The sequence below is a fragment of the Sphaerisporangium melleum genome, from assembly GCF_014646695.1.
Taxonomy (GTDB): domain Bacteria; phylum Actinomycetota; class Actinomycetes; order Streptosporangiales; family Streptosporangiaceae; genus Sphaerisporangium; species Sphaerisporangium melleum.
In genome coordinates, this window is the sequence record NZ_BMNT01000097.1 from 1 (window position 1) to 3989 (window position 3989).

3 protein-coding genes are annotated in these 3989 nt (G+C 71.9%); all 3 read right to left on the bottom strand.

The genetic code is table 11. The features are described 5' to 3' along the window. Nucleotides 1–683, bottom strand: a 683-nt coding sequence (locus tag IEY93_RS37170) for a glycoside hydrolase family 95 protein (protein WP_189167851.1), incomplete at its 3' end; no start/stop codon positions are given. 402 nt (nt 684–1085) lie between these two features. Further along, nucleotides 1086–2198 carry a LacI family DNA-binding transcriptional regulator gene (locus IEY93_RS37175; protein ID WP_268241609.1) on the bottom strand — a complete coding sequence of 371 codons (1113 nt, stop codon included), beginning with the start codon at nt 2196–2198 and terminating at the stop codon, nt 1086–1088. Continuing rightward, on the bottom strand, nt 2182–3876 hold the full coding sequence (locus IEY93_RS37180; protein ID WP_189167852.1) for an amylo-alpha-1,6-glucosidase: 1695 nt from the start codon (nt 3874–3876) through the stop codon (nt 2182–2184). Before IEY93_RS37180 ends, IEY93_RS37175 begins: the two co-directional genes overlap by 17 nt. Nucleotides 3877–3989: the final 113 nt, after the last annotated feature.

Sequence of the window (3989 nt, forward strand, 5' to 3'; positions counted from 1 at the left end):
GCGACGGTCCTGCTGTCCGGGCTGGAGCGCGTCACCCGCTGCGGGCTGTCGAACGTCGCGGAGAAGCTGATCGAGCCCGCCCGGTCGGCGGTGAGCCGGATGGCGATGACCTGGTCGGGCGCGCTGGCGAACGTCTCGCGCCGGAAGCGCACGCCGTTCTGCAGGTAGGTCGTGGTGGTGGTGGCGGTGGTGAGGTCGAGCTGCCGGTTGTACTCCGAGGCGCTGGAGCCGCCGGAGAAGGTCATCCGGAGATTGCCGACGGTCTGGTAGGCGAGCTGGCCCGCGGGACTGCCCAGCATGTTCTGGTCGATCAGGCTCTGGGCCTGGCTCCACTGGTTCTGGAAGACCAGCTGCCGGATCTGCCCCAGCGCACCCGCACCCCTGGTGTTGCTCTGGTCGTACGGCCCGCCGCCCCAGACGGTGTCCTCGTTGAGCTGCAGGCGCTCCTGGTCGACATTGCCGAACACCATCGCGCCGAGCCGGCCGTTACCGATCGGCAGCGCGCGCAGCCAGTCGGTGCCGGCGCTGCGGTCGTACCACAGCGCCAGGTCGCCCGCCGCCAGCACCTCCGCGGGCGCCACCGAAGCGGCCCGGGCGGTGGCCGTCCACTGGAACGGCAACATCGCGGCTCCGGCGCCGGCCGCGCCGTATCTCAGCAGTTGCCTGCGCGACAGATCGGACATCTCGGTTCTCCATCCCGAAGGGGGGTGCGGGCGGCCTCAGTCGGTATAACCAAGCGCTTGACCGCAACGAGGCGCAACGAAGCGTCCGCGTGCGCCGCGGTGGCCAAGGAAGCTCCGGAGCAATGTGACGGCAAGGTTACGAACATTGGATCAATCGGGTCAATGGTTGACCAGCCCCAACGACATTCCGTGCATTCACCACGTACTGTCAGCGAGACATGGGATCTATGCACCCAGAGTCTCGGTCCTGGTCATCGCGGCATGCTCGCTGGTCCGACGTCATATGACTCCGGCCCGGCCACCCGCTCGACCGGCCGGCGCATGCGGCGGGCGCCGTCGCGCGCCGCGCCCCGCCATGAATCTTTCACGGCGGAGCGGCGGCATGACGGCCCCCTGCCGGGCTCAGCGAGCCGGGGCCGTGCTGGCGCGCAGGGAGATCGGCGGGGTGAGCAGGACGTGGCGGTCGGGCGCGGCCGGGGTGGCGATCCGCTCCACGAGCAGGGCCACGGCGCGGTCGGCCATTTCGGTGACGGGGACGTCGGCGGCGGTCAGCGGCGGGTGGAACTCCTCGGCCCAGTGCCGCCCGACCACGCCGGTGACGGAGAACCGCTCCGGCACCGCGCGGCCCAGGCGGCGCAGGGCCCGTTCCATGCCGGGCAGGGCCACCTCGTTGACGGTCACGATCGCCGTGATCTCCGGCCGGATGGACAGGAGGTCCTCCACGCAGGTCTCCCCGGCCGTCGCCTCGTCCGGGCAGCAGACCGCCGTCGCCTCGATCGATCGCTCGGCCGCGGCGGCGGTGAAACCGGACAGCGCCCGGCTGGCGGGGCCGTAACCGGAGTCCAGGAACTCCTGCGGCCGGTTGACGAGCGCGACGGCCCGGTGGCCGAGGTCGGCCAGGTGGTGGACGCAGCGCGCGATGAGCCCTTCGTAGTCCAGGTCCACCCAGCAGCCCGCCTCGGCGCCGGCGGTGTGCCCGATCGACACGAACGGCACCCCGGACCGGCGCAGCCGGGCGGCCCGCGCGTCGCGGAGCCGGACCTCGGTGAGGATCACCCCGTCGACCCGGCGGCCACTGATCAGCCGCTCGAAGGAACGGTCATGGTCGCCGCCGCTGGGGGACAGCAGCACGTCCAGCTCGTGGCGACCGGCGGCGGCCACGATGCTCGCGACGAAGCCGAGCTGCACGGGGGTCAGCCGCCGCCCGGCGGGCGGGATGACCAGGCCGATCGTGCGGGTGCGCCCCTCGGCCAGTGCGCGGGCGCTGGCGTTGGGGCGGTAGCCGACCTCGTCGATGACCTGGAGGATGCGACGGCGGGTCACCTCGGAGACCGTCCGCTTGCCGCTGAGGGCGTAGGAGACGGTGCTCCGTGACACGCCCGCCCGTCTGGCGATCTCGCCGATGTTCACCAAGCCCCCCGCCGGCAGGTGGCCGCGCTCGGACGTCACGCCACTCGAACCGATTCGACAGAAGGCTAGGCCGCTGTGACCTGGCCTGTCAAAGCCGGCGTTCATGATCGGCGGCCAGGATCAGGTAGGCGGCGGCCGTCCAGGTGTAGGCGCGATCGCGGAGCCCTTCGCCGGTACGGGCGTCGAAGTTCTCCGCGAAACCGGACTTCTCGCACAACCGCCGGAACCGCGCGCTGATCTCGTCGGCCAGTTCGACGAACCCCGCGCGACGCAGGCCGTCCTCGATGAGGACGGTCGAGGGCGCCCAGATGGGACCCCGCCAGTAGCCGTCGTCCAGATAGTGCGGCGAGGCGGGCGACTCCGTGGCCGGTCCGAACGCGGTCAGATGGGCCTCGATGCCGGCGGCGAGCGCGTTCCGCACCGGTTCGGGCAGTTCTTCCCCCAGGACGATGGGCATGAGGTCGAGCAGGCTGGAGCTGGACCACGTCCGCCCCGAGTGCGCGCCCCGCGCGACGAACCGCGTGCCGTCCCACAGCTCGGCGAGCAACGCGTCCCGCATGCGCTCCGCGGCCTGCGACCAGTGACCGGCCTCCTCCGGCCGGCCGAGCTCGGTGGCCAGAGAGCTGAGTTCCCGCATCTGGAGCACGAGGAAGGCGGCCAGGTCGGCGGTCTCGACGACGCGTTCGGGATCGAAGGTCGTGGCGTTGTCCCAGCCGCTGTCGTTGCCGTGCTGGTAGTGCGGCAGCTCCCGGCCGGGGGCACGCCGCGCGTCCAGCCAGAAACGGGTCCAGCGCTCCAGCAGCCGGTAGGTCTCCGCGCGGTCGGCGTCGCCGAGCGGGCCGAGCCGGCGCAGGGTCCAGCCGTGGATGGGCGGCTTGACGAAGTTGTAGAGGACCTCGGAGTGGGTGATGGAGTCCGGCAGCGCGCCGGCGGCGTCCTGGTGGTCGAAGACCAGACGGAACTGGTCCCACGCCAGGTCCGGCAGGCCGTCCGCGAGGGCCATGGCGTTGAAGCAGTGGTCCCAGCTCCACACCTTGTCCATCCAGTGCTTGGACATCAGCACCGCCGGCCGGGTGACGAAGCCCGCGGGCCGGACGGTGGCCGACCACAGCACGTACGCGGCCAGCTCGGCGGCGGGCGTCCGGTCGCCGCGCCAGGGCGCGACCGCCGCGGTGAACGCGTCGAACTCGGCGCGTGCCGCCTTGACGACCTGCTCGAAGGCGACCCCGCCCGCGTAGGGGGCACGAGCGGTCTCGTACTCCTCGACGGCGATCTCCCACGGCTCGTCCGCGGCCAGGATGACACCGCGCTCCGCGGTGCCGAGCGCCTGGGCGCCGACGGCCTCGGCCCGCCCGCTCAGCACGCTGATCCGGTAGCGGCGCCCGGTCTGGTAGACGGTGAAGACATGCGATCCGTCCACCGGGTCCTGGTAGAAGTACGGCCCGCTGAACGGCGTCAGGACGGGGTCGGCGGCCAGCAGGCTCAGCCCCAGTCCGGCACCCCGCAGCCGCACGGTGTCGGTGCTCTCGTACGCCAGGTCGATCCGGCCGTCGTCACGGCTCCAGGTGAGCTGGTGCGGGGTGGCGGTCACGGCGGTCCCCGCGGTCCCGGCGGTGGGGACCAGGCGCAGGATCGCGTGCATCCCGGTCTGGTGCGAGACCAGGTGCACATCCTCGGCGTAGGTCTTCTCGGCCACCACGGGGGAGAAGCCGAACCAGGATCCGCGATGGCTGAACGGGATTTCCCGCAGGGAGAACACCGGGCCGGAAGCGGCGGCGGTCATTGGGTGAGAGTCCCTTCTTGTGGACGTCAATCCTTGACGGCGCCGGCGGTCATTCCGGCGGCGACGTAGCGCTGGGCGATGATGAGGAGTGCGGCGGCGGGGATGGAGGCGAC

What these genes read in the sequence shown, in the direction of transcription:
- IEY93_RS37175 (WP_268241609.1), bottom strand. Translation starts at nt 2,198, where the DNA reads ATGAACGCCGGCTTTGACAGGCCAGGTCACAGCGGCCTAGCCTTCTGT.
- IEY93_RS37180 (WP_189167852.1), bottom strand. Translation starts at nt 3,876, where the DNA reads ATGACCGCCGCCGCTTCCGGCCCGGTGTTCTCCCTGCGGGAAATCCCG.